We start from the raw sequence: 20,966 nt of genomic DNA on the forward strand, positions 1-20,966 counted from the left end.
CGCGACATCGGACAAAACCAAAAGGGAGGAAATATACCGATGAAGATGAAACTAGGAACAATGGCCGTTGCAGGCCTGATGGCGGCAAGCCCGGTGATGGCGGACCTCGTCTTTCCAAGCCTGAGCTACCGGACGGGTCCCTATGCGGCGGGTGGCATTCCGTTCGCGGATGGCTATGCGGACTACTTCACTCTGCTGAATGAACGCGACGGCGGTATCGGCGGTATCGAGACCCGCGTGCTGGAATGCGAGACGGGCTATAACACCGAGAAGGGTGTTGAATGCTACGAGTCGACCAAGGGTGAGGGCTCGCTGATCTATCAACCCCTGTCCACCGGCATCACCTATCAGCTGATCCCCAAGACCACGGCAGACGGCATTCCGATGCACACGATGGGTTATGGGCGCACCTCGGCTGCCAATGGCGAAGTGTTCAGCCACACCTTCAACTATCCCGCCAACTACTGGAACGGGGCGTCGGGTGCGATCAACTATCTGATGAGCCAGGGTGACATCGCGGGCAAGAAGATCGCATTGGTCTATCACAACTCCGCCTATGGCAAGGAGCCTATCCGCACCCTTGAAGAGTTGAGCGAAAAGCATGGCTTTGAGCTGATGCTGGTGGCCGTGGATCACCCCGGTCAGGAGCAGAAATCGCAGTGGCTGCAAATTCGCCGCGAGCGTCCTGACAATGTCATCATGTATGGCTGGGGTGTGATGAACCAGGTCGCGGTCCAGGAGGCGGCCAACATCCGCTATCCAATGGAAAACTTCATCGGCATCTGGTGGTCGGGTTCTGAAAACGATGTGTTGCCTGCAGGTGATGCAGCCAACGGCTACAAGGCGCTGACGTTCCATGGTGTGGGCAGCGACTTCCCTGTGTTTGACGACATTCAGAAATATGTTGTCGATGCGGGTAAGGCCGCCGGATCCGGTGATCAGATCGGTACGGTGCTGTATAACCGTGGGCTTTATGCGGCGATGCTGGCAGCCGAAGCCGCCAAGACCGCACAGGAAATCCACGGGACTGCTGATATCACCCCCGCAATGATGCGTGACGGGATGGAAGCGCTCGAGATCACCGAAGCCAAGATGACCGAGCTTGGTCTGCCCGGCTTTGGCCCCGAGTTCAACGTGTCCTGTCAGAACCACGGTGGCCCCGGCCTCGTGGGTATGACGCAGTGGGATGCGTCTGCGGGCACGTGGTCGCTGGTTTCGGATTTCTCTGCATCCGACATGGAGGTCATCCAGCCGCTGATTGACGAAGACAGTGCCGCCTATGCCAATGAGAGCGGCATCGAGGCGTCCTGTAACTGAACCATGTCCCCCGGCGGCGCGTGACGTGGCCGGGGGATTTTTCGAGTATTTTGGAACAATGAAGGGCGAGGGGCCATGCTTGACGCTGAGGTGAAGGCCGAGACCGTTCTTGAGGTCAACAATATCGAGGTGATCTACAATCACGTGATCCTCGTTCTCAAGGGCGTGAGCCTCAAGGTGCCCAAGGGGGGTATCACGGCCCTGCTTGGCGGCAATGGCGCGGGTAAGACGACGACCCTCAAGGCGATTTCTGGGCTGCTCGCGTCCGAACGTGGCGAGGTTACCAAGGGCTCGATCCTTTATCATGGCGAGAACACGGCTGAGGCTGATCCGGCCGATCTGGTCAAGCGTGGCGTCGTACAAGTGATGGAAGGACGGCACTGTTTCGAACACCTCACCATCGAAGAGAACCTGATGACGGGTGCCTATACCCGGCGTGATGGCAAGGGCGCGGTCGCCGCTGATCTCGAGATGGTTTATGACTATTTTCCCCGGTTGCGTGAGCGGCGCAAATCCCAAGCGGGCTATACTTCAGGGGGCGAGCAGCAGATGTGCGCCATCGGCCGCGCGTTGATGTCCCGTCCTGAGACGATCCTGCTGGATGAGCCGAGCATGGGTCTTGCCCCGCAATTGGTTGAACAGATTTTCGAGATCGTGAAATCCGTGAACGAGAATGAGGGCGTCACGTTCTTGTTGGCTGAGCAGAACACCAATGTCGCTTTGCGCTTTGCCCACTATGGCTACATCCTAGAAAGTGGGCGCGTGGTGATGGATGGCCCTGCGGCTGAGCTGCGCGAGAACCCGGACGTCAAGGAATTCTATCTGGGCATGTCCGATGAGGGCCGCAAGTCCTTTCGCGATGTGCGCAGTTATCGGCGGCGTAAGCGTTGGTTAAGCTGATCTGCATCCCTCCTTCTATGATCTGATCAGGGCCAACATCATGCAAGACACGACATATTTCGACGACCTCGAAACCCGCAGCACGGATGCGCGGGCCACTGATCAATTGGCTGCCGTGAATGCGCAACTCGCACGGGTGGCCAGTGCCGCGGACAGTTGTCTGCCGGATGTGGGGACGCTCAAGGACCTCAGCGATCTGCGCCACTTGCCGGTGCTGCGTAAATCCGAACTGGCGAAATGGCAGGCCGATGCGCCACCCTTCGGTGGTCTGCCTGTTACGAACGCAGCCCACATTTTCCAGTCGCCTGGCCCAATCTATGAACCCGGTGGGATCAGCCATGACTGGTGGCGCATGGGGCGGTTCCTGCACGCCGTGGGGATCGGTGCCGATGATACCGTGCAGAACTGCTTTGGGTATCATTTGACGCCTGCGGGCATGATCTTTGAATCCGGCGCGCGGGCGGTGGGTGCGACCGTACTGCCCGCAGGGACGGGCCAGACCGAATTGCAGGTGACGGCGGCGCGGGATATCGGTACGACGGCCTATGCGGGCACACCCGATTACCTCAAGGTGATCCTCGACAAAGCGGACGAGATGGGCGTGGCCCTGCGCATCAAGAAGGCGGCGGTAGGCGGCGGGGCGCTGTTCCCGAGCTTGCGTGCGTTCTACACTGATCGCGGCATTACCTGCATGCAATCCTATGCGACAGCTGATCTGGGAAACATTGCGTATGAATCCAGTGCCCTCGAGGGGATGATCGTGGACGAAGGCGTGGTAGTCGAGATCGTGACGCCGGGCACCGGAAACCCCGTCGCGGCTGGCGAGGTGGGCGAGGTCGTCGTTACGTCGCTGAACCCCGACTATCCGTTGATCCGCTTTGCCACAGGCGATATGAGCGCGGTCCTGCCCGGCACCAGCCCCTGCGGACGTACGAACATGCGGATCAAAGGATGGATGGGGCGCGCCGACCAAACAACCAAGATCAAGGGGATGTTCGTGCGCCCCGAACAGGTGGCTGCCCTCGTGGCGAAACACCCCGAGGTCACGCGGGCCCGCGTGATTGCGAAACGGGACGGCGAACAGGACACGATGACCGTGCAACTCGAAAGCCCGGCAACGAACACGGCTGCCTATGAGCAAAGCGTGATGGACACGCTCAAACTCAAGGGAACGCTGGAACTCAAAGCGATTGATGCGCTGCCAAAAGACGGTTTGGTCATCGAAGATCAACGCAGCTACGACTAAGCCCCCCTTCTTCTTCCTTTCGCCTTAAATACCTAAAGCACGTGCGGTCCCCAGAACGATCTTGTGCAAACCGGACGCAAACACTGGCAAACATCTGTAAGGCGGAGGTGTCCTCCGCCCCGCCGCATCGAAGGGCTGGAAACCCGATAGAAAAACTAGGATAACGGCACAGCATGTTGGCAGGGTGGTGCTGTGACGCAAACTGATATCCTTCGCCCCACTCAAAGGGCCAAGCGGCGCGCGCCTGCGTCATTGTCCGGCCTCGCGTGGTTGGTCGCGGCGATCTGTTTGTTGCCGATGGTGGCGGTGGCGATTGCGGCCCTGTCCGGTGGTACCGACACGATCGTGCATCTGGCTGACACCGTGCTTGGGCGGTATGCGGCAAATACGGTCCTGCTGGTGGTTCTCGTCTCGTTCGGGACCTTCGCGATCGGGGTCGGGGCGGCCTGGCTTGTAACCATGACCCGCTTCCCGATGGTCAAGATACTCGAGGTCGCGCTGGTGCTGCCGCTGGCCTTTCCAGCTTATGTTCTGGCCTATGCCTACACCCACATGCTCGACCATCCGGGCATTGTGCAGACGACGTTACGTAGCCTTATGGGCTGGGGGCCGCGGGACTATTGGTTTCCCGAGATCCGCAGCCTTGGCGGGGCGGCGGTGATGCTGATCCTCGTGCTTTACCCATATGTCTATCTTCTGGCGCGGGCCTCGTTCCTGCAACAAAGCGGGTCGACTTTCATGGCCGCCCGCGCGCTTGGTTCGCGGCCGTGGGTCGCGCTGTGGCGGGTCAGCTTGCCACTCGCACGTCCGGCCATTGCGGCAGGTGTCCTGCTGGCGGTCATGGAAACCATCGCCGATTTCGGCACGGTCGCCTATTTCGGCGTGCAGACATTCGCCACGGGCATCTACACAAGTTGGTTCTCTCTCGGGGACCGGGCCGGGGCGGCCCAACTCGCGCTTTGCCTGCTGAGCTTTGCGCTGCTGTTGGCGGTGCTCGAAAGGGTCCAAAGGGGCCGCGCAAAGTATCACGACCCAACCCGCACCCAAAAACATCACCCGCCGATCACGCTGAAAGGGTGGGCGGCGGCGGGGGCCGCGCTCCTATGTGGCATCCCCGTGTTTTTCGGGGCCATCATCCCGGTGATCGCCCTGTTCAGCCTCGGGATCGGATCGGAGCAAGATCTGCTCAGTCCCCGCTACCTCGGCTTCATCCGCAATTCACTGCTGTTGGCGTCGATTGCGGCGGGGCTGACCCTTGGGGCCGCGATCATCCTTGGGTTCTACCAGCGCACACAGCCCGGGCGGGCGGCTTCGACGTCCGTCTATGCGGCGCGGTTGGGTTATGCAGTGCCGGGTGGGGTCATTGCCGTGGGATTGCTGGTGCCCTTCGCGGCCTTTGACAACGTGCTGGATGCGTGGATGCGGGCGACATTTGATATCTCGACCGGGTTGCTGATCACCGGGTCGATCTGGCTTTTGGTCTTTGCTTATATGGTACGGTTTCTGGCCGCGGCCCTTGGGGCCTATGAAGGGGGACAGGCGTTGGTGCATGCGAATATGGATGCGGCCAGTCGATCCTTGGGCAAGGGGCCGTTTGCGACGCTGCGGCGCGTACATTTGCCCATCCTGACGCCCAGCCTGCTGACCGCGCTGTTGATCGTGTTTGTGGACGTGATGAAAGAATTGCCCGCGACCCTCATCCTGCGCCCGTTCAATTATGACACGCTGGCGGTGCAGGCCTATCGCCTCGCCTCGGACGAACGCCTTGACGGGGCTGCCGTGCCCAGCCTTGTGATCGTGGCAGTGGGTCTGCTGCCGGTGATCCTGATCTGTCGTCAGGTCGGGCGAGAATAGCGCAAGGTCAGGACCGGCAGGCGGGGGATGCGATTTGTGCAACACCTGTGCCATCAAACAGGGCCTCAGCCCCGCCCAAACGCAACGTCGCGCCCGCCATTTCGGACCCATCGACGGTGATTTGTCGCGTGCTGGTGGTGTCATCAATGTCGATGGTAAAGGCGAATGTGTCACCCGGTGCGACCTGATCCAGTGACACAGTCAGCGCGGTATCCCCATCCGTCACGTCTGAGGTGCGCGCGGTTCCTGTCACCCATTCGAGGGGTTGAAAGACTTCGACACCAGCCCCCGTGCCCGTTGTATCAAAGATCAACCCGGCAGGGGCGGTGCCCAGATCGATCCGCACATCCATCGCCTCAATGACGCAGTCCCCCGAATAGATCAGCGTGAACCGGTCCTTGGGCGCGCCGTCCTGAAAGGACACCGAGATCATGGCAGTCGCAGCCAAAGGGGCAAAAGCGAGGGTAGATACGAGAGTGGTGGTCAAGCGCATGATATATCCCCCGTGACGTCAGCGTTGATGGGTATCTAGCGCGATCCGGCTCCAAAGCAATGCGCCCCCGACGATGGATATCGGGGGCGGGTTTGGTCATAACCAAAGATACACAGTCTACGTAAGGCGCACGTGTCGTGCGCCTTAGTCAGATGTGCCGATCTTGTCCTGCGTTTGAGTGTCAAAGTCGGACGCGTCATGGCGTTCATGCAACTGCAACTCCGGCTCGCCAAAGGCGCGATTGACCATCCGCCCGCGCAGCGTCGCAGGGCGGGCATCGATCTTTTTCGCCCAGGCCATCACGTTGGCATAGCTTTCGACATCCAGGAACTCAGCCGCATCATAAAGCCGTCCCAGACACAACTGGCCATACCACGGCCAGATCGCCATATCCGCGATGGAATAGTCGTCGCCCGCAATGAAGGGCTTGTTGGCCAACTCGCGGTCGAGCACGTCCAGTTGCCGTTTGCTTTCCATGGCATAGCGGTTGATGGGGTATTCGAACTTTTCCGGCGCATAGGCGTAAAAGTGGCCAAAGCCGCCGCCCAAAAACGGGGCGGACCCCATTTGCCACATCAACCAGTTGAGCGTTTCGGTGCGTGCCGGACCGTCTTTGGGCAGGAAATGCCCGAACTTCTCGGCCAGATGGATCAGGATGGACCCGGATTCAAAGACCCGCAGGTCCGCATCTCCCGAGCGATCCACGAGGGCCGGAATCTTGGAATTCGGATTCGCGCCGACAAAGCCTGACCCAAACTGGTCGCCCTCTCCGATGTTGATCAGCCACGCGTCATATTCGGCATCTGTGACCCCGGCTTCCAGCAACTCTTCGAACAGCATGGTGACTTTCACGCCGTTGGGTGTTGCCAGCGAATAAAGTTGAAAGGGATGCTTGCCCACGGGCAGGTCCTTGTCCGCCGTCGGGCCTGCGATGGGGCGGTTGATGGAGGCGAACCTGCCGCCGCTTTCGGCGTCCCATGTCCATTTTGCGGGGGGGGTGTAGGTGGGGTCGGTCATGCAAACGCCTTTTGATATGAAGTCGTGGTGAAACCTATCCCTGATGGGGCGGGACGCAAGGGGGGCATCTGTGCATCAGTGGCGTGCCTTATGTGCTTTGATCCGCCAGCAGGGTGGCCAGCATTGGGTGCGGAAAGGTGCGCGGGGTGGTAACCGCATAGAAATTTTCGACGATCCCAAGATCGAAGGGCGCGGTGCGCAGCGTGCCATTTGCGATTTCATCCGCCAGTACGACGGAAGGGGCCAGCGCCAGCCCGGCCCCTTCGCGCGCCAGCAGGCGTACCATCGCCATGTCGTCCACGTCCGCGACGATGTGGGGCTTTACATCCAGCCTTGCCGTCAGGCTGTTGAACCCGGTACGGATCGAACTTTCGGTCGGCACGATCACAGGCTCGTTGGCCAGCAAGTCGCGCAACGTCGCGTGCCCCATCCGCGCGGGCGTGCCGTGCAGGGAAACCGTCTGTTCGGCAAGCCTGTGCGCGATGAAATCCGAGCCCGCAGCGCTTGGCGGAGTTTCCGTGCTCAGCACCACATCGAATGCAAGTGCGGACAGGGCAGTCAGCAATCGGTTGTTGCTGCCCGATTTCAACACAATATCGAGGTCAGATTGCCCTAAGACGGGCCGCAGGAATTGCAGTTGAAAGTTGCGTGACAGCGTCGACAGGGCTCCGATGCGCAGGGGTGGCGTATGATCCGCACTGCGGTTCAGGGTTTGCAGCAACTCCTGTCCGGTGCCAAAGATGCGATCCGCATGATCAAGCGCAATGCGCCCCACCTCGGTCAGGACCAACTGCCGTCCCTTACGCTCGAACAGAGGCAGGCCAAGGCGACCCTCAAGGCTGCGAATCTGGGTTGAGAGTGCGGATTGCGACAGGTTGAGCCGCTCGGCGGTACGGGTGAGGGTCCCGTCGTGGGCGACTTCGCGAAAATATCGTAGGTGGTGATAGTTCAATTGATCCATGGTTCTCTTTAATAGAACGATAGGGCGGAAAAGATATATTTTTTATGTAAAACGTGATGCGCTATCTGAGGCCCAGGACATTCGCGAAGGGGCCTGTCATGGACTTTGTTATCGACATCACATCTACCATTCTGACGCAAATGCAGAAACCTACGCTTGCGTTCTTGATTGGGGGCATGATGCTCGCCGCTTTGGGCAGCAAGCTGGACGTGCCCGGGCCGGTTTATAAATTCATCGTTATCCTGTTGTTGCTCAAGGTGGGTATCGGCGCGGGCATGTCGGTGCGCGAGGCGAATTTTGCCGAGTTGGCCGTGCCCGCCTTGCTGGCTGCCGGGGTTGGGATCGCCATCGTTTTGATCGGCAAGGTGACTCTGGCGCGCTGGAAAGGCGTGGCGCAACTGGATGGCATGGCCACCGCAGGCCTGTTCGGCGCAGTCTCCGCCTCCACTCTGGCGGCTGGTATGGCAGTGTTGGATGATGAGGGCATCGCCCACGAAGGGTTCATCGGCGCGCTGTATCCCTTCATGGATGTGGCCGCGTTGGTCACTGCCATTGTGCTGGCCCGGCTCGCGGCGGTGCGCAGGGCGGCAACGGTCAGCGGCGGCACGATGACCATGGATGTTGGTACGGTTGGTGGTGGTCTTGGTGATGCGGTGGAGGGCGGTCTGATCAAGAGCATCCTTGTCGACACGCTGCGCAGTCCCGCGATCTCGGCCCTGTTGCTTGGTTTGACGCTTGGTTTGTTCGCGCGGCCCGATACGGTCTATGTCAGCTTTTACGAACCCCTGTTCAGGGGGCTGCTGTCCGTGTTGATGCTGATTATGGGGATGGAAGCATGGTCGCGGTTGTCTGAACTGCGCGGGGTGGCCCACGCCTATTTGATCTACGGGATCACAGCGCCGCTGGTGCACGGTGCGCTTGGGTTCGGTGCTGGCCTGATTGCGCACGGGTTGACCGGGTTTTCCGCAGGGGGCGTCGTGTTGTTGTCGATCATGGCGGCGTCCAGCTCGGATATCTCTGGCCCGCCGACGATGCGCGCGGCCCTGCCCGAGGCGAACCCGTCGGCCTATGTGGGCACATCCACGGGCCTTGGTACGCCGGTCGCGATCCTGAGCATCCCGCTGTTCATGGCGCTGGCGGACTATTTCATCGGGTTCTGAAAGACATGAACTCTGTCGCACCGCAGAAGGTTTGCTTTTGCGGTGCGATGGAGCGGTTTGCGGTAATGGAGCAAGGTCGGGTTGGGGTCCATTAGCCCATTTTTTCTAGTTCAATTCTAATCAATGAAACTCTCAGTCTTGAATAGGGATTTCGCCCCAGACTGACGCAATGTGACCTGCTGTGACTTGAGTGACCAAGGCGACATACTCACATTGCAAAAAGAACTGATAATCAGATTGGCCTTGTGTCTCATTCTTGAATTGCTCGCACCGCTTCGGATCATATTGACGTGCAATCGCTTCGGCCTGTCGATGCGAATTGTATAGCGGCAACAAGAGCTTCAACTCTTTGACGCTCTGCTCAAGGCAAGGTTCGTAGTAGTCATCAAACACTTGGATCGCGCAGAACTCTATCGCTTCCTCATAACATTGATCGGCTTTACGAAAGTCAGGCTTGCTTTGCTCGACACAGTGCTGCGCCTTGTTCAAAGTCTTGCGCCACAATGCTGGATCAATGCCGTCGGCTAATGCCGAACTTGCCAAAACTCCAAATTGAACAACCACCATCAATGAGCGCATGACTGTCTGCCTTCCAAATATTGTCCTGCTAGTCTCGTCGTTTAAACCAATATTGGTTGAACCTTAGCTGAGTCCGGGAAGTTCTCACATCCAAAGTTATTACGTGCTCATTCCAAACATTTGCCCTACCCACGAAAAAGGCCGCCCCGAAACGGAGCGGCCTTGTGGTATTCTATGCTGCGGGGCTTAGCCCTGGCGTGCTTTGAACCGGCGTTGCGTCTTGTTGATGACGTATACGCGGCCCTTGCGACGCACGACACGGCAATCACGGTGCCGGTTTTTCAGCGAACGGAGCGAGTTGCGAACCTTCATGGCGCTTCTTCCTCATTTGATGGCGCGAAGCAGCGCCTGGGTTTCAATTTGGCACATCAGTGCCGGTTTGGATGCCGTGGGGCGCGAGGCCCGTTGGCGGAATGCGGTGGTGCGAGATACAAGGATCGAACTTGTGACCCCTTCGATGTCAACGAAGTGCTCTACCGCTGAGCTAATCCCGCACTTTACCGTGCCCGGATGCCTTGCCCGCGCCAAAAGTGGAGATCCACAATGAAAGCGGGCGCGGAAATCCGCGCCGGGTGAGGGGCGTATAAAAGGAGTCGGAGGCATGATCAAGGGGTTTTGGCCCGGGGCCTTCCTGCGCTATGTTCACCCCAAGAGGAGAACACATGTCACCTGTCGCCTACGAGGTCTCTTACCCCGAGAAACGCACATCCTGCGTGGTATTTGCGTCACCTCATTCGGGCCGTGACTATCCGTGGAGCTTTCTGCGCCGCTCGGTTCTGGATGAACGCACGATCCGCTCGTCAGAGGATGCTTTTGTGGATCAATTGTTCGATATCGCGCCACAAATGGGTGCCCCATTGCTCAAGGCGGGCGCGCCGCGGGCCTTTGTTGATTTGAACCGAAGTGTGGACGAATTGGACCCGGCGGTGATCGAAGGTGCGCAGCGGCAGGGGCACAATCCGCGGATCGCCAGCGGCCTTGGCGTGATTCCCCGCGTGGTTGCAAATGGCCGCGCCATTTATCGCGGCAAGATCACCCAACGCGAGGCGGAGCGTCGGTTGGAGGTCTATTGGAAACCCTATCACGATATGCTTCAGGCCTTGCTGGATGAGGCGCATCAGTCCCATGGGCAGGCGGTCTTGATCGATTGCCATTCGATGCCGCATGAGGCGATGGACGGGGTCGCGCGCGGGGGCATGATACGTCCTGATGTGGTGTTGGGGGATCGGTTCGGGGCTGCCGCGGACAGTGCCATTGTCGAGCAGGTCGAGGCGGCGTTTGCCAGTGCCGGGTTCACAGTGGCGCGCAATGCGCCCTTTGCGGGGGCTTACGTCACCCAGGCCTATGGCCGCCCGTCGCGTCATCAACATGCGGTACAGGTCGAAATTGACCGCGCGCTTTATATGAACGAACGCACGATCCGGCCCAATCGCGATTTTCATACGGTGCGCGCCCGGTTGCAATCCGTGGTCGCCGAGATTGCGACCATCGGGCAGATGCGGGTGCCCTTGGCGGCCGAATAACCTAGCGCAGCGACCGCCCCTTTAGGATGGCTGCCCTGCCGAAACGGTCGCGGATGGCGTCGGCCGCCCGTTCTGCCTTGCCCCTTTTGTGCGCGTCCGGGTCGAGCAGGTCGCCTGATACTTCGGCGGCATCCGCATTGCAAAGATCGCTGATCCCGCACCCGAGCAGCCGGTAGGGGCCCTCGTCGCCCACCTGATCAAACAGGCCGCGCGCTGTGCGATAAATCGTGTCGGCTAGTTGCGCCGGTTCGCGCAACGACACCCGCCGCGTGAGCGATGAATGATCGTGCCGCTTGAGTTTCAGGGTGACAACCCGCCCGGCCATATCCTTGGCCTTGGCCCGGTCGGCGACCTTTTCGGCCATCCGCCACAGGTGACCGTCCAGTATATCGGGATCGCTTGTATCCTCGCCAAAGGTGGTCTCGTTGCTGATGGACTTCATCGGCGCGTCCCGCGACACTCGCCGTTTGTCCTGACCGCGCGCAAGGTGATAAAGCCGCTCGCCCATGGACCCAAACCGGGCCACAAGGTCTGTCCGCTCCCACCGCAACAGATCGCTGAACGTGCGAATGCCCGCCTTGTCGAGCGAGGCCTGTGCTGCGGGTCCAATCCCCCAGATCATCCGCACAGGCTTGTCGCGTAGGAAATCGCCCGTTTCGGCCTGCCCAATGACCGAAAACCCATGTGGTTTCTCCAGATCTGAAGCGACCTTGGCGAGAAATTTGTTATGGCTGAGGCCGATGGACCCGGTCAGCCCCAATTCGTCCCGCATCCGTTTGATGAGGCGGGCCAGCATCACCGCTGGCGGGGCGCCGTGCAGGCGGGTGGTGCCGCGCAAGTCCAGAAACGCCTCGTCCAGTGACAGGGGTTCGATGGCTGGCGTCATCTCTTCCATCATGGCGCGGATCGCGCGCGAGGCTTCGACATAAGCCGCCATCCGGGGTTTGATGATCACTGCGTCCGGGCACAGTCTGAGAGCCTGAAACATCGGCATTGCCGAGCGCACGCCCCGGATACGCGCCACATAGCACGCCGTTGACACGACGCCCCGCCGCCCGCCACCAATGATGACGGGTTTGCCCTCAAGGCTGGGATTATCCCTCTTTTCCACAGAGGCATAGAACGCATCGCAATCCATATGTGCGATGGACAGGTCAAACAGTTCGGGATGGCTGGCAATACGGGGGCTTCCGCAGGCCGGGCAGCGCCGGGCGGCATCAAAATCGGTCAGACAGTCGCGGCATATGCTGGGCATGGCGGGGTGAATTAGCTAGTCCTTGCCAACCTAGCACGCAAACGGAGCGTTTGGATATGGCAGGACAGGTGATCGGGGCAAAGCTGGCCCTGTTTGTAGGGGATAAGCTGGTCTCGTTGCAACGCGATAACACGCCCGGTCTGTTATGGGCAGGGTACTGGGATTTGCCGGGCGGCGGGATTGAGCCCGGCGAGACGCCGCTTGCCTGTGTCTTGCGCGAAACCGACGAGGAGTTGACGCTGTCAATTGCCGCTAACCAGATTTTGTGGGGGCGATCCTATGGCACATCGAGCGGCGACATCTCATGGTTCTTTGCGACGCGCCTGGACGCACAGGTGGCTGGCGACATTGTTCTGGGGGATGAGGGGCAAGGCTGGAAACTGATGACGGTGGATGCGTTTCTGAGTGACGCAATGGTCGTGCCGCAATTCAAGTCGCGTTTGGTGGACTATCTTGCAGGCGTGCCTGCTGCACCGGATTTCGGGGGCTGAAACGAAAGGCCCCCCGCGCTGAGCGGGGGGAGGTGACGAACCTCAGGAAGAGACGGTTCGTCGGGGAGTATCACCTGTCATCAAGCATACCACCTAAACGGGTTGACGTTAAGTAAGGAAAACCTGACTAGGCGATATAGGGTATTCTGTTGCCGTGAAGGCACAACTGATGGGGTCGCCATGCGGGTGTATTGGCCCGCGGCACAACCTTAAATTTAGTAGCCCGGTCAGAGGCTTGAGGTGTGTCAGCGGGCGTTTGCCATGTCGGCGGTGATATTTTGAGCAGTTGCGCGCGGATTTTCTGATGTCCAGATGGGACGCCCGACAACGATATGATCCGCCCCGTTTTGGATGGCATTTGCGGGGGTCGCCACGCGCTTTTGGTCACCCTTGTCAGCACCTGTGGGGCGCACGCCTGGGGTCACGATCAACCGCCCTGCCGCTTCGGGCAGCGCGCGAATGGCGGCGGCCTCTTGCGGCGATGCGATCACGCCGTCCGCGCCTGCGTCAAAGGCAAGGCCTGCGCGGGTGCGCACCAGATCCGCAATATCGCCGGGCTGGATCAGACAATCATCAAGGTCATTGCGGTCCAGCGACGTCAGGATGGTCACGGCGAGGATTTTCATGTTGCTGCTTGCTGCCCCTTCCTTGGCCGCGCGCACCACATGGGGGTCGCCGTGTACCGTCAGAAAATCGAGGTCGAATTGCGCAAGGCCGCGCACTGCCGCCTCGACCGTTGCGCCGATATCAAACAGCTTCATATCCAGAAAGATCCGTTTGCCATGCTCTTGCTTGAGCTCATTGGCGAGGGCGAGGCCGCCCCCCGTCAGCATGCCCAACCCGATCTTGTAGAAACTGACCGCGTCGCCCAGTTGTTCGGCCAGTGCAAGACCTGCCACAGCGTTCGGCACATCCATTGCCACGATCAATCTGTCATCTGCCATGTGAGGCCCCCGTTTGTCTGGCACCGGGTGTAGGGCAGAGGCAGTGCGAAAGTCCATGAACGAAAAAGACCCGGATGTGGGAGCACATCCAGGTCAGTTGATCAGAGACGACAGCAGGCAGGCGCTGGCTCTGGCAGCTCTGCGGCAAGCGGTAACGCGGGGGACAGATGGCGTTAGCGCGTCGGCGGCAGAGTAAGGGGTCGCTTTACGCGGCGCGTGGTGCCTGCGTTGCGAAACGGTCAATGGTCATCCGGCGCAGGCCTGCAAGGCGGCCCGCCCGTTGCGGCACGGCGGCAGCGGGCATGATAGCCGCATCAGAGCGTCCATGCGTGTGGCGGCGCATCGCCTGGGTCGCAAGACCTTGAGCGGCATCCTCGAATTCCATCGTGATGGGAGCATCAATGGAACAGGCATAACTGCGTGCTCCGGATTGGTCGTGTACAGTCACCAGCGCGTCAAAGGATTGTGTTGCCGCGTTGTAAATCACGTCGGTCAGTTGCAATGGGACAGTCTGCATTTTGTTCACCTACATCTTGTGGTTCTGCTCTTGTACCGATCAAGGTGGGTATTGAGTTCCACACAAAAAAGGGGAGCTGGATTCACGGTGAATCACGCCGTCGTGCACCGTATGGTCGGGATAAAACCTCGAAATACGCTAAGTCATTGTTAATAAATGAATGTACCTTGAAATATCATGCGAAGTTCTGGGTATCGGGCCAGGTGTAGATTCGGCGGATTTCCGCCGTAATCCGTTGTTATGGCGGTGAAATAGTGGCTTTACCCCCCTCGATCTGGCCGTCGTTTCTCATGTCTCGCGGTGCTGATGTTGGCTGTTTTTTACTGCGCTTGTCCCTCTTGCGAAGTAAACGGATTATTCCCATTTCATCTGCATAAGGCCCAACGGGCCCGCGAGCCTCTTTTGGGCGTGGGACAGACGGGCGCTGCAAAAGGAGAAACACCATGGACTTGAGCAAGTTCACGGAGCGGTCGCGCGGGTTCGTGCAGGCCGCACAGACCATCGCGACACGCGACAGCCACCAACGGCTGACCCCCGAACATCTTTTGAAAGCCCTGATGGACGATGATCAGGGGCTGGCCGCCAACCTGATCACCCGCGCGGGTGGCGATCCCGGTCGCGTGCTGGCCTTTGTGGATCAGCTGTTGGCGAAAATGCCCAAGGTGACGGGTGATGCGGCGCAGGTTTACCTTGATAACGCCACGGGCAAGGTGCTGGCCGAAGCCGAAGCGCTGGCCAAGAAGGCAGGTGATAGTTTTGTTCCGGTCGAACGGCTGCTGATGGCCCTTGGCATGGTCAAGTCCGGTGCAAAGGATGCGCTTGAGGCGGGCAAGGTGAGTCCGCAGGCGTTGAACACTGCCATCAATGACATTCGCAAGGGCCGCACCGCCGACAGCGCCAGTGCCGAAGACGGCTATGATGCCCTCAAGAAGTACGCGATGGACCTGACCGAGCGTGCCGAGGCAGGCAAGATTGATCCCATCATCGGCCGCGACGAAGAAATTCGCCGGGCCATGCAGGTTCTGAGCCGTCGCACCAAGAACAACCCCGTTTTGATCGGTGAACCGGGCGTAGGTAAGACCGCAATTGCCGAAGGCCTCGCCTTGCGTATCGTCAATGGTGACGTGCCCGAGTCCCTGCGCAACAAACGTCTGCTTGCGCTCGACATGGGTGCGCTGATTGCCGGTGCGAAATATCGCGGTGAGTTCGAGGAACGGCTCAAGGCTGTCCTGACCGAAGTGACCGAGGCCGCGGGTGAAGTCATCCTGTTCATCGACGAGATGCACACCCTTGTCGGTGCCGGTGCGTCCGAAGGGGCGATGGACGCGGCCAACCTGATCAAACCTGCGCTTGCGCGGGGTGAGTTGCACTGCGTTGGGGCCACGACCCTCAACGAGTACCGCAAATATGTCGAAAAGGATGCGGCCCTTGCCCGCCGGTTCCAACCCGTCATGGTCGAGGAACCCACGGTCGAGGATACGATCAGCATCCTGCGTGGGATCAAAGAGAAATACGAGTTGCACCACGGTGTGCGGATTTCCGACAGTGCCTTGGTGACGGCGGCGACGCTCAGTCATCGCTATATCACCGACCGCTTTCTGCCCGACAAAGCCATCGACCTGATGGACGAGGCGGCCAGCCGCTTGCGGATGGAGGTGGATTCGAAGCCCGAAGAGTTGGACGCGCTTGACCGTCAGATCCTGCAAATGCAGATCGAAGTCGAGGCATTGCGCCTTGAGGACGATCAGGCGTCCAAAGATCGGCTTGGGACGCTGGAAAAGGATCTGGCTGATCTGTCCGAACGCAGCGCCGAAATGACAGCGCAGTGGCAGGGAGAGCGGGACAAGCTCGCCTCGGCCCGTGATATCAAAGAGCAGTTGGATCAGGCGCGTGCTGCCCTCGATATTGCCAAGCGCGAGGGTAACCTCGGCAAAGCGGGTGAGCTGTCTTATGGTGTCATCCCCGATCTTGAGCGCCAGCTTGTTGAGGCCGAAGGGCTTGAATCGGACGCGATGGTCGCCGAGGCTGTCCGTCCCGAGCAGATCGCGAGCGTGGTCGAGCGGTGGACGGGCATTCCCACGTCCAAGATGCTGGAAGGCGAGCGTGACAAGCTGTTGCGCATGGAGGATCAGTTGCATGCCCGTGTGATTGGTCAGGACAGTGCCGTGCGCGCCGTGGCCAATGCGGTGCGTCGCGCACGGGCGGGCCTGAATGACGAAGGGCGGCCTTTGGGCTCGTTCCTGTTCCTTGGGCCGACGGGGGTCGGCAAGACCGAGTTGACCAAGGCCGTCGCCGAGTTTCTGTTTGATGATGACAGCGCGATGGTGCGCATCGATATGTCGGAGTTTATGGAGAAGCATGCGGTGGCGCGCCTGATCGGTGCCCCTCCGGGCTATGTCGGTTATGATGAGGGCGGCGTGCTGACTGAAGCAGTCCGCCGTCGCCCCTATCAGGTCGTGTTGTTTGATGAGGTCGAAAAGGCGCACCCGGATGTGTTCAACGTGCTGTTGCAGGTTTTGGACGATGGGATGCTGACCGATGGTCAGGGCCGCACGGTTGATTTCAAACAGACGCTGATCATCCTGACCTCGAACCTAGGCTCGCAGGCGCTGAGCCAGTTGCCCGAAGGTGCCGATGCCGCAACGGCCCGGCGGGACGTGATGGATGCGGTGCGCGCACATTTCCGCCCCGAATTCCTGAACCGGCTGGACGAGACGATCATCTTTGATCGGCTGGCCCGCGAGGATATGGACGGGATTGTCGATATCCAGATGGCGCGTCTGCTGAAACGGCTTGCGGCGCGCAAGATTATGCTGTCGCTGGACGAGGATGCGCGCAAGTGGCTGGCGGATGAAGGTTATGACCCCGTGTTCGGGGCGCGCCCGCTGAAACGGGTGATCCAGAGTGCGTTGCAGAACCACTTGGCCGAGATGCTGTTGGCAGGTGACGTCAAAGATGGCGACACGGTCGAGGTATCGGCGGGCCCAGAAGGGCTGGTGATTGGTGGGCGACTGAGCGCGTCGAACCGTCCCCGCCCGGATGACGTGGTGGTGCATTAACAAGAAAGGCCCGCAGAGATGCGGGCCTTTCCGGTCTATATAGTATCGCGATTAGCTGTCAGCGCCGGGCAGGATCACGGTGTCGATCACGTGGATCACGCCGTTGGACGTTTCGATGTCGGCGCTTGTCACGGTTGCGTTCTCGATCATTACGCCGTTGTCGAGGTCGATTGTGATCGCTTCACCCTGAACAGTTGTTGCTTCCATGTCGTCCGAGAGGTCTGTCGACATCACTTTGCCGGGCACGACGTGGTACGTCAGGATCGATACCAGCTGCTCTTTGTTTTCGGGCAGCAGCAGCGATTCAACAGTACCTTCGGGCAGCGCGGCAAAGGCGGCGTCGGTTGGGGCGAAGACGGTGAACGGGCCGTCACCTTTCAGCGTGTCGACCAGATCGGCGGCTTGTACAGCAGCGACCAGAGTTTCGAACGAACCTGCGCTCACGGCCGTATCAACGATATCTTTCTTGGCCGCGCCGGCGACGGCGGATGTGGCGAAGGCAATTGCGGCGGCTGTGGCGAAAAGTGTCGAGCGGATCATGGATAGTCTCCCTTAAGATTACAGTTTCGATACCCGAGTTCGGTATCACAGGGGAAACGTGCGACGGGCTGGCTTAGATCACGTGGAAATTTTTCCCACACAATATTGACCGGCGGTCTGAGCGCCCTAAGCCAAGGCCAATTTTGCTTTCCATTCACGACTTTGTCAGCCGGGCAGAAACCCGCCGCCGCCTTGCGTCTGTGCGCGCGCGCCCGCAGAGTGTGCCGATACGAGGTTAACAGGGATTGGTCGATGGATTTTGCGTTTCAGGTGCTTGAGGTTATGGTCCTCGGGTTTTTCATCGCCCTTGGTTTGACCACGGCGGCGGTGGTCATCATGTTCATCATCGACAAAACCCAGACCGATGACGCGATCCGCCGCAACTACCCGGTGATCGGGCGGTTTCGAAAACTGTTTTCCAGCTTGGGTGAGTTCTTTCGTCAGTATTTCTTTGCCATGGACCGCGAAGAGCTGCCGTTCAACCGCGCCCAACGGGAATGGATCAATCGTGCAAGCGAGGCGGCCAGCAATACGGTTGCTTTTGGATCAACCCGCAACCTGAACGTTGTGGGCACGCCGATCTTTGTGAACGCGGCGTTTCCCCCACTGGAGGATCAGTTCGCCCGTACCGCCCTCATGGTCATCGGCGGTGGCACCCGCCTGCCGTTCACGGCCATGTCGTTCTTCAACATCTCGGGCATGAGCTATGGCGCGATTTCGAAACCTGCGGTGCAGGCCCTTAGCCGGGGTGCCAAAGAAGCGGGCGTTTGGCTGAATACGGGCGAAGGTGGCCTCAGCCCTTATCACCTTGAGGGCGGGTGTGATGTGGTGTTCCAGATTGGCACTGCCAAGTTTGGGGTGCGCGACCATGACGGCAACCTCAGTGACGAGAAGCTGCGCGAGGTTGCGGCCCACAAGTCGGTGCGCATGTTCGAGATCAAGCTCGCCCAAGGGGCCAAACCGGGCAAGGGGGGTATTCTGCCCGCCGCCAAGGTCAACAAGCAGATCGCTGAAATTCGTGGGTTGAAGGTTGGGCAGGCCGGGATTTCGCCCAATCGCCACGCCGAGGTTGATGACTGGGACGACCTGTTGAATCTGATCGGGCATATTCGCGAGGTCACGGGCAAGCCGGTTGGCATCAAGACGGTGGTCGGGGCCGAAGAACCCATCGCCGATCTATTTGCGACCATCAACGCGCGCGGTGCGGACTGCGCACCCGACTTTATTACAGTGGATGGCGGCGAAGGGGGCACAGGTGCTGCCCCTATGCCCCTGATTGATCTGGTTGGCATGTCGATCCGCGAGGCATTGGTGACGGTCGTGGATTTGCGCGATCAGGCGGGATTGAAGGAACGTATTCGCATCATCGCCTCGGGCAAACTGGTCAATCCCGGTGATGTGGCATGGGCGCTGGCGGCAGGGGCGGACTTTATCACCTCGGCGCGTGGGTTCATGTTCAGCCTGGGCTGTATTCAGGCCCTGAAATGCAACAAGAACACCTGTCCGACCGGCATCACGACCCATGACAAACGGTTTCAGGGTGGGCTGGTCGTGGAGGACAAGGAAAAGCGGGTGGCCCGCTATGCCCGCGAGTTGATCCACGAGGTCGAGACCATCGCCCATTCCGTCGGTGTGGCCGAACCCCGTCTCATGCGCCGTCGCCATGTGCGTATCGTGCAGGATGATGGGCGGTCATTGCCAATGAACAAAATCACCCCAAGTTACAACCCGGTGACAAGCCCGTGACCAGATATCATTTTGCGCGGGTGTCATGCCCATCTATGAGCCAACACGAGATTTAACCGCTGGAGTAGACCAATATGGCCCACCGCTGGAAAAACGACCTGACCCGTGCCGACGCGACCCCTTATGATGCCTTTGTGAATCGGCGTCAGGTGATGGGCGGGGCATTGGGTCTTGGCCTGATCGGCGCGGCCGGAATGGGGCGTGCGCAAAGCGCCGCGCCGGAACCCAACAGCTACGAAGATATTACGCAGTACAACAACTATTACGAGTTCGGGACGGGCAAGGGCGATCCCGCCCGCAACGCTCACACCCTGACGACCGAACCGTGGACTGTCGTGATTGACGGGATGGTCGACAATCCCGGTGACTATTCGATGGCCCAGATTTTCGAGGCCATGACAATCGAGGAACGTATCTATCGCTTCCGCTGTGTCGAGGCATGGTCGATGGTGATCCCGTGGAACGGGTTTGAGCTGGCGGATCTTTTGACCCTTGCCGGCGTGCAGGAGGGCGGCAAATATGTCGCCTTTGAAACCGCGCTGCGCCCCGATGAGATGCCCGGTGTCCGCTTTCCGGTTCTGGACTGGCCCTATGTCGAGGGATTGCGGCTGGACGAGGCGATGCACCCGCTCACCATTATGGCGACCGGTATCTATGACAAGCCGATCCCAAACCAGAACGGTGCGCCGATGCGTTTGGTTGTACCGTGGAAATATGGCTTCAAGTCGATCAAGTCGATTGTGCGCATCACCGTCACGGATCAGGAACCGCCGACCAGCTGGAACAAGGCGAACGCGGGCGAATACGGCTTCTATAGTAATGTGAACCCCGAAGTGGATCACCCCCGCTGGAGCCAGGCCACGGAACGCCCCATTGGCGGTGGTCTGTTTGCCAAGCGCCAGCCGACGCTGATGTTCAATGGATATGAGGCCGAGGTCGCAAGCCTGTACGAGGGGCTGGATCTGCGTGCGAATTTTTAACCAAAGAGGACCGCGTTCATAATCCGCCCCGGCAGCAGGGTGAACAGCCCCGCCCCGATCAGCGCCACGAAGACAAGGGAACGCATGTACTGGCGATGCGTTTCAAAATTGCGGGCCCGTGCGGCCCTCAACCCGAAGAACAGTGAGAAGAGTGTATAGACCGACAACAGGTGGATCGGTCCGAATGGCCCCACCCATGCAAAGTCACTGATCCAGAAACTGCTGATGGCGACAACCGCCATCAGTGACAGCCAGAGATACCCGACCACCTTATGTCTTAGCCCCGCTTTGATCAGCACAAGCTGGGACAGACCCAAAACAAGTGCCGCAAGTGCTGCGAAGGCGTGCGCGGTGATCACAGGCCCGGAAGCAAAGAGTGGCGCA

Annotated in this window: 20 protein-coding genes and 1 tRNA gene; 10 read left to right on the top strand and 11 right to left on the bottom strand. The window is 59.6% G+C overall.

Annotated features, from left to right (window positions below; genetic code table 11):
* Nucleotides 1-39 precede the first annotated feature (39 nt).
* The 4 genes from Q0859_RS12270 (at nt 40) to Q0859_RS12285 (ending at nt 5,317) form a co-directional block, all read left to right on the top strand.
* Nucleotides 40-1,317: an ABC transporter substrate-binding protein gene (locus Q0859_RS12270; protein WP_299151647.1), complete on the top strand. Its 1,278-nt coding sequence runs from the start codon at nt 40-42 to the stop codon at nt 1,315-1,317.
* A 75-nt stretch (nt 1,318-1,392) separates the two neighbouring features.
* The gene (locus Q0859_RS12275) at nt 1,393-2,217 is read left to right on the top strand and encodes an ABC transporter ATP-binding protein (RefSeq protein WP_299151648.1); all 825 of its coding nucleotides are present in this window, start codon (nt 1,393-1,395) and stop codon (nt 2,215-2,217) included.
* Between the two features lie 40 nt (nt 2,218-2,257).
* Entirely contained in the window at nt 2,258-3,463 is a 1,206-nt protein-coding gene (locus tag Q0859_RS12280; RefSeq protein WP_299151649.1) for a phenylacetate--CoA ligase family protein, read from the top strand.
* A 207-nt stretch (nt 3,464-3,670) separates the two neighbouring features.
* On the top strand, nt 3,671-5,317 hold the full coding sequence (locus tag Q0859_RS12285) for an iron ABC transporter permease (RefSeq protein WP_299151836.1): 1,647 nt from the start codon (nt 3,671-3,673) through the stop codon (nt 5,315-5,317).
* A gap of 7 nt (nt 5,318-5,324) precedes the next feature.
* Here the strand turns inward: Q0859_RS12285 and Q0859_RS12290 are convergent, their stop codons facing one another.
* The 3 genes from Q0859_RS12290 to Q0859_RS12300 all read right to left on the bottom strand — a co-directional run bounded on the left by Q0859_RS12290 (nt 5,325) and on the right by Q0859_RS12300 (nt 7,788).
* Entirely contained in the window at nt 5,325-5,810 is a 486-nt protein-coding gene (locus Q0859_RS12290) for an aggregation factor core (RefSeq protein WP_299151650.1), read from the bottom strand.
* A gap of 144 nt (nt 5,811-5,954) precedes the next feature.
* Nucleotides 5,955-6,827 (bottom strand): glutathione-dependent disulfide-bond oxidoreductase, encoded by an 873-nt coding sequence (gene yghU / locus Q0859_RS12295; protein WP_299151651.1) that lies wholly within the window; start codon nt 6,825-6,827, stop codon nt 5,955-5,957.
* A gap of 88 nt (nt 6,828-6,915) precedes the next feature.
* Complete coding sequence (locus Q0859_RS12300; RefSeq protein ID WP_299151652.1) at nt 6,916-7,788, bottom strand: LysR family transcriptional regulator; 873 nt, start codon at nt 7,786-7,788, stop codon at nt 6,916-6,918.
* A 98-nt stretch (nt 7,789-7,886) separates the two neighbouring features.
* Between Q0859_RS12300 and Q0859_RS12305 the strand changes: the two genes are divergently transcribed.
* On the top strand, nt 7,887-8,948 hold the full coding sequence (locus Q0859_RS12305) for a sodium-dependent bicarbonate transport family permease (RefSeq protein ID WP_299151653.1): 1,062 nt from the start codon (nt 7,887-7,889) through the stop codon (nt 8,946-8,948).
* Between the two features lie 132 nt (nt 8,949-9,080).
* On the opposite strand, the gene Q0859_RS12310 is transcribed toward Q0859_RS12305, so the two are convergent.
* From Q0859_RS12310 to Q0859_RS12320, 3 genes are all read right to left on the bottom strand, one after another.
* Nucleotides 9,081-9,527 carry a hypothetical protein gene (locus tag Q0859_RS12310; RefSeq protein ID WP_299151654.1) on the bottom strand — a complete coding sequence of 149 codons (447 nt, stop codon included), beginning with the start codon at nt 9,525-9,527 and terminating at the stop codon, nt 9,081-9,083.
* A 186-nt stretch (nt 9,528-9,713) separates the two neighbouring features.
* The gene (ykgO, locus tag Q0859_RS12315) at nt 9,714-9,839 is read right to left on the bottom strand and encodes a type B 50S ribosomal protein L36 (protein ID WP_005850168.1); all 126 of its coding nucleotides are present in this window, start codon (nt 9,837-9,839) and stop codon (nt 9,714-9,716) included.
* A gap of 107 nt (nt 9,840-9,946) precedes the next feature.
* Nucleotides 9,947-10,021 (bottom strand) — tRNA-Val (locus Q0859_RS12320).
* Nucleotides 10,022-10,189: 168 nt separating this feature from the next.
* Here Q0859_RS12320 and Q0859_RS12325 point away from each other — a divergent pair.
* Nucleotides 10,190-11,050: an N-formylglutamate amidohydrolase gene (locus Q0859_RS12325; protein WP_299151655.1), complete on the top strand. Its 861-nt coding sequence runs from the start codon at nt 10,190-10,192 to the stop codon at nt 11,048-11,050.
* Between the two features lies 1 nt (nt 11,051).
* On the opposite strand, the gene Q0859_RS12330 is transcribed toward Q0859_RS12325, so the two are convergent.
* On the bottom strand, nt 11,052-12,305 hold the full coding sequence (locus Q0859_RS12330) for a DNA polymerase IV (protein WP_299151656.1): 1,254 nt from the start codon (nt 12,303-12,305) through the stop codon (nt 11,052-11,054).
* 56 nt (nt 12,306-12,361) lie between these two features.
* Between Q0859_RS12330 and Q0859_RS12335 the strand changes: the two genes are divergently transcribed.
* Nucleotides 12,362-12,796, top strand: coding sequence for an NUDIX hydrolase (locus Q0859_RS12335; RefSeq protein WP_299151657.1), 435 nt, complete (start codon nt 12,362-12,364; stop codon nt 12,794-12,796).
* Nucleotides 12,797-13,041: 245 nt separating this feature from the next.
* On the opposite strand, the gene pyrF is transcribed toward Q0859_RS12335, so the two are convergent.
* Both pyrF and Q0859_RS12345 read right to left on the bottom strand, forming a co-directional pair.
* Nucleotides 13,042-13,740: an orotidine-5'-phosphate decarboxylase gene (pyrF, locus tag Q0859_RS12340; protein ID WP_299151658.1), complete on the bottom strand. Its 699-nt coding sequence runs from the start codon at nt 13,738-13,740 to the stop codon at nt 13,042-13,044.
* Between the two features lie 205 nt (nt 13,741-13,945).
* The gene (locus tag Q0859_RS12345; RefSeq protein ID WP_299151659.1) at nt 13,946-14,257 is read right to left on the bottom strand and encodes an orotidine 5-phosphate decarboxylase; all 312 of its coding nucleotides are present in this window, start codon (nt 14,255-14,257) and stop codon (nt 13,946-13,948) included.
* A gap of 443 nt (nt 14,258-14,700) precedes the next feature.
* On the opposite strand from Q0859_RS12345, the gene clpB reads away from it, so the two are divergent.
* Nucleotides 14,701-17,316 carry an ATP-dependent chaperone ClpB gene (gene clpB / locus Q0859_RS12350; protein ID WP_299151660.1) on the top strand — a complete coding sequence of 872 codons (2,616 nt, stop codon included), beginning with the start codon at nt 14,701-14,703 and terminating at the stop codon, nt 17,314-17,316.
* A gap of 51 nt (nt 17,317-17,367) precedes the next feature.
* Here clpB and Q0859_RS12355 read toward each other — a convergent pair whose 3' ends face one another.
* Nucleotides 17,368-17,856: a fasciclin domain-containing protein gene (locus Q0859_RS12355; protein ID WP_299151661.1), complete on the bottom strand. Its 489-nt coding sequence runs from the start codon at nt 17,854-17,856 to the stop codon at nt 17,368-17,370.
* 282 nt (nt 17,857-18,138) lie between these two features.
* On the opposite strand from Q0859_RS12355, the gene Q0859_RS12360 reads away from it, so the two are divergent.
* Together Q0859_RS12360 and msrP are read left to right on the top strand one after the other, a co-directional pair.
* Nucleotides 18,139-19,602 carry an FMN-binding glutamate synthase family protein gene (locus Q0859_RS12360; RefSeq protein ID WP_299151837.1) on the top strand — a complete coding sequence of 488 codons (1,464 nt, stop codon included), beginning with the start codon at nt 18,139-18,141 and terminating at the stop codon, nt 19,600-19,602.
* 74 nt (nt 19,603-19,676) lie between these two features.
* Nucleotides 19,677-20,582, top strand: a complete 906-nt coding sequence (gene msrP / locus Q0859_RS12365) for a protein-methionine-sulfoxide reductase catalytic subunit MsrP (protein ID WP_299151662.1) — start codon at nt 19,677-19,679, stop codon at nt 20,580-20,582.
* On the opposite strand, the gene Q0859_RS12370 is transcribed toward msrP, so the two are convergent.
* Entirely contained in the window at nt 20,579-20,941 is a 363-nt protein-coding gene (locus tag Q0859_RS12370; RefSeq protein ID WP_299151663.1) for a DUF2306 domain-containing protein, read from the bottom strand. The two genes, msrP and Q0859_RS12370, sit on opposite strands and share 4 nt — an antisense overlap.
* Between the last annotated feature and the right edge of the window lie 25 nt (nt 20,942-20,966).

The sequence above is a fragment of the uncultured Tateyamaria sp. genome (assembly GCF_947497045.1).
In the GTDB taxonomy this organism is placed as follows: Bacteria; Pseudomonadota; Alphaproteobacteria; order Rhodobacterales; family Rhodobacteraceae; genus Tateyamaria.

Coding starts and splice junctions, on each gene's coding strand:
- Q0859_RS12270 (WP_299151647.1), top strand. CDS start 40: ATGAAGATGAAACTAGGAACAATGGCCGTTGCAGGCCTGATGGCGGCA.
- Q0859_RS12275 (WP_299151648.1), top strand. CDS start 1,393: ATGCTTGACGCTGAGGTGAAGGCCGAGACCGTTCTTGAGGTCAACAAT.
- Q0859_RS12280 (WP_299151649.1), top strand. CDS start 2,258: ATGCAAGACACGACATATTTCGACGACCTCGAAACCCGCAGCACGGAT.
- Q0859_RS12290 (WP_299151650.1), bottom strand. CDS start 5,810: ATGCGCTTGACCACCACTCTCGTATCTACCCTCGCTTTTGCCCCTTTG.
- yghU (WP_299151651.1), bottom strand. CDS start 6,827: ATGACCGACCCCACCTACACCCCCCCCGCAAAATGGACATGGGACGCC.
- Q0859_RS12300 (WP_299151652.1), bottom strand. CDS start 7,788: ATGGATCAATTGAACTATCACCACCTACGATATTTTCGCGAAGTCGCC.
- Q0859_RS12305 (WP_299151653.1), top strand. CDS start 7,887: ATGGACTTTGTTATCGACATCACATCTACCATTCTGACGCAAATGCAG.
- Q0859_RS12310 (WP_299151654.1), bottom strand. CDS start 9,527: ATGCGCTCATTGATGGTGGTTGTTCAATTTGGAGTTTTGGCAAGTTCG.
- ykgO (WP_005850168.1), bottom strand. CDS start 9,839: ATGAAGGTTCGCAACTCGCTCCGTTCGCTGAAAAACCGGCACCGTGAT.
- Q0859_RS12325 (WP_299151655.1), top strand. CDS start 10,190: ATGTCACCTGTCGCCTACGAGGTCTCTTACCCCGAGAAACGCACATCC.
- Q0859_RS12330 (WP_299151656.1), bottom strand. CDS start 12,305: ATGCCCAGCATATGCCGCGACTGTCTGACCGATTTTGATGCCGCCCGG.
- Q0859_RS12335 (WP_299151657.1), top strand. CDS start 12,362: ATGGCAGGACAGGTGATCGGGGCAAAGCTGGCCCTGTTTGTAGGGGAT.
- pyrF (WP_299151658.1), bottom strand. CDS start 13,740: ATGGCAGATGACAGATTGATCGTGGCAATGGATGTGCCGAACGCTGTG.
- Q0859_RS12345 (WP_299151659.1), bottom strand. CDS start 14,257: ATGCAGACTGTCCCATTGCAACTGACCGACGTGATTTACAACGCGGCA.
- clpB (WP_299151660.1), top strand. CDS start 14,701: ATGGACTTGAGCAAGTTCACGGAGCGGTCGCGCGGGTTCGTGCAGGCC.
- Q0859_RS12355 (WP_299151661.1), bottom strand. CDS start 17,856: ATGATCCGCTCGACACTTTTCGCCACAGCCGCCGCAATTGCCTTCGCC.
- Q0859_RS12360 (WP_299151837.1), top strand. CDS start 18,139: ATGGTCCTCGGGTTTTTCATCGCCCTTGGTTTGACCACGGCGGCGGTG.
- msrP (WP_299151662.1), top strand. CDS start 19,677: ATGGCCCACCGCTGGAAAAACGACCTGACCCGTGCCGACGCGACCCCT.